Raw genomic sequence first — 2494 nt, forward strand, 5'->3', positions numbered from 1 at the left:
GGTCTGGACTGCTGTCTCCACATCGTGCGCGCCCGCTACGGCGCGGAAGCGGCACTGCGGCTCGCCCGCCAGATCGTTCTTTCTCCGCATCGGCAGGGCGGGCAGGCGCAATTCATCGAGCATCCGGTGGAAAGAAGCGCGGACGCCGACCGGTTCACCCAGGCCCTCGACGCGGTTCGCGCGGCGCTCGGAGAGACGCATAGCCTGGATAGCGTCGCCGAAGCCGCCGGCCTGACAAGGCGCACCTTCACACGCCGCGTTCAGAAATCGATCGGCACCAGTTTCGGCGAATGGCTGACCAGCCAGCGGATAGAACTCGCGCAACGGTTGCTGGAGGCGACCGAAAAGTCGATGGACATGGTGGCCTTCGAAGCCGGCTTCGGCAGCGCCACCTCGCTGCGCCAGCATTTCGCCGCAAGGCTCAGGACATCGCCGGCGCAATATCGGCGCGAATTCTCAAGGCGGGCCGGTCAGGACGAGCGCATGGCGCTGTCGCACTGATCCATTCAATCCCGCTTGACCTGATGTGCCGGATTGCCGACCACCGTGGTGTTCGCGGCCACGTCGCGTGTCACCACCGCGCCGGCGCCGACGATGGCACCGTCACCGATGCTGACGCCGCCAAGGATGACGGCTGAGCCGCCGATCCACGCATTGGCCCCGATCTCGACCGGCCTGGCGATCTCCAGTCCAGCTTGCCGCCCAGCGACCTCCTTGTGATGCTCGGCGCAGTAGATCTGCACATTGGGACCGAGCAGCGTTCCCTTGCCGATGCGCACGCTCGCTGTGTCGAGGATGGTGCAGCCGGTATTGAGGAAGACGCCGTCGCCGAGAAAGATGTTGAAACCATAGGCGCAGTGAAACGGCGCCTCGATGCGGGCACCCTCGCCGGCGTCGCCGAGTAAAGCTTTCAAGCCCGACCCGAGATTGCCGCGCTGCCGCGGCGGCAGGCAATTGTGCTCGAACACCGCGTCACGCGCTACCACACGCAAGGACTCCAGCTCATCATCGAGGCAGGTGTACCATTCGCCGGCCGCCATCTTCACGCGCTCGCTTTCGGCCATGACGCGGTCTCCAGTTGACGTCCTTCAAAAGCACAAGTGCGGCCAACAGAAAAGCGCCGATGCAAGTACTGGTCAAATATTGGACCTATGGTAGCCTGCGTCTCAAGGCCGTCCTGGCCCGGTGATCGAGGGGGATCGACCATGCTCTACATTCTCGCACTTCTGATCGGCGTCATTGCCGGTCTTCGCGCCATGACGGCGCCGGCTGCCGTTGCCTGGGGCGCTTATCTCGGCTGGCTGCCGGTTGCTGGCACCTGGGCGAGCTTCATGAGTCACTGGGCGGCTGTCGGCATCTTCACCATCCTGGCCATCGTCGAACTGGTCACCGACCAGTTGCCGTCGACGCCGAGCCGTAAAGTGCCGCAGCAATTCGGCGCCCGCATCGTCATGGGCGCCTTCACCGGCGCGGTGATCGGCGCGACAGGCGGCGCCACCATCGGCGGCTTGATTGCCGGCGCCATCGGCGCTGTCATCGGCACGCTGGGCGGCGCTGAAGCTCGCGGCCGGCTGGCGGCCGCCTTCGGCAAGGATCCGCCCGCCGCCTTCATCGAGGATGCGGTGGCGATCATCGGCGGCCTGCTGATCGTAGCGGCGGTGGCATGACGACGAAAACCTTCGACGCCATCATCATCGGTGCCGGACAGGCTGGCCCTCCGCTGGCCGGCCGGCTGACGGCCGCCGGCATGAGCGTGGCGCTGATCGAGCGCAAGCTGGTCGGCGGCACTTGCGTCAACACCGGCTGCATGCCGACCAAGACCATGGTCGCCAGCGCCTATGCCGCGCATCTGGCGCGCCGCGCCGCCGACTACGGCGTGACGCTCAGTGGCCCCGTCGGGGTCGACTATGCCAGGATCAAGGCGCGCAAGGACAAGGTGACGATCGACGCCCGCACCAATCTCGAGACCTGGATTGCCGGCATGGACAAATGCACCCTCTATCGCGGCCATGCGCGTTTCGAATCCGCCAACACGGTGCGCGTCGGCGACGATCTGCTGACCGCCGAAAAGATCTTCCTCAACACCGGCGGCCGAGCCTCGGTCCCAGACCTGCCCGGCATCCACGACATCGACTATCTGACCAATTCCTCGATGATGGATCTCGACGTGCTGCCGCGCCATCTCATCGTCGTCGGTGGCAGCTACATCTCGCTCGAATTCGCACAGATGTTCCGCCGCTTCGGCTCGGAGGTCACAGTCATCGAAAAGAGCCCGCGCCTGACCGGCCGCGAGGACGAGGACGTCTCCGCCGCCATCCTGTCGATCCTCGAAAACGAAGACATCACGGTCCATGTCGGCGCCGACGACATCGCTTTCGCCAGACAGGGCCAGGACATTGCCGTAACCTTCTCCGCCGGCAAACCGCCGGCGGTCGGATCGCACGTGCTGCTGGCACTGGGGCGGACGCCCAACACCGATGACCTCGGCCTGGAG

Annotated in this window: 4 protein-coding genes; 3 read left to right on the forward strand and 1 reads right to left on the reverse strand. The window is 65.5% G+C overall.

Annotation, left to right across the window (positions count from 1 at the left end; translation table 11 throughout):
• The coding region (locus tag EN750_RS28985; RefSeq protein ID WP_127398797.1) for a helix-turn-helix domain-containing protein at positions 1–501 on the forward strand (501 nt) is incomplete at its 5' end.
• Between the two features lie 5 nt (positions 502–506).
• Here EN750_RS28985 and EN750_RS28990 read toward each other — a convergent pair.
• Positions 507–1064, reverse strand: a complete 558-nt coding sequence (locus EN750_RS28990) for a sugar O-acetyltransferase (RefSeq protein WP_127398798.1) — start codon at positions 1062–1064, stop codon at positions 507–509.
• 141 nt (positions 1065–1205) lie between these two features.
• On the opposite strand from EN750_RS28990, the gene EN750_RS28995 reads away from it, so the two are divergent.
• A complete protein-coding gene (locus EN750_RS28995) occupies positions 1206–1667 on the forward strand; it encodes a membrane protein (RefSeq protein ID WP_023809876.1) in 462 nt (153 codons plus the stop codon).
• A partial coding sequence (locus EN750_RS29000) for an FAD-dependent oxidoreductase (RefSeq protein ID WP_189526548.1) occupies positions 1664–2494 on the forward strand: 831 nt, incomplete at its 3' end. The genes EN750_RS28995 and EN750_RS29000, both read left to right, overlap by 4 nt.

It is taken from the genome of Mesorhizobium sp. M7A.F.Ca.ET.027.03.2.1 (genome assembly GCF_003999175.1).
GTDB lineage: Bacteria > Pseudomonadota > Alphaproteobacteria > Rhizobiales > Rhizobiaceae > Mesorhizobium.

Coding starts and splice junctions, on each gene's coding strand:
- EN750_RS28995 (WP_023809876.1), top strand. CDS start 1,206: ATGCTCTACATTCTCGCACTTCTGATCGGCGTCATTGCCGGTCTTCGC.
- EN750_RS28990 (WP_127398798.1), bottom strand. CDS start 1,064: ATGGCCGAAAGCGAGCGCGTGAAGATGGCGGCCGGCGAATGGTACACC.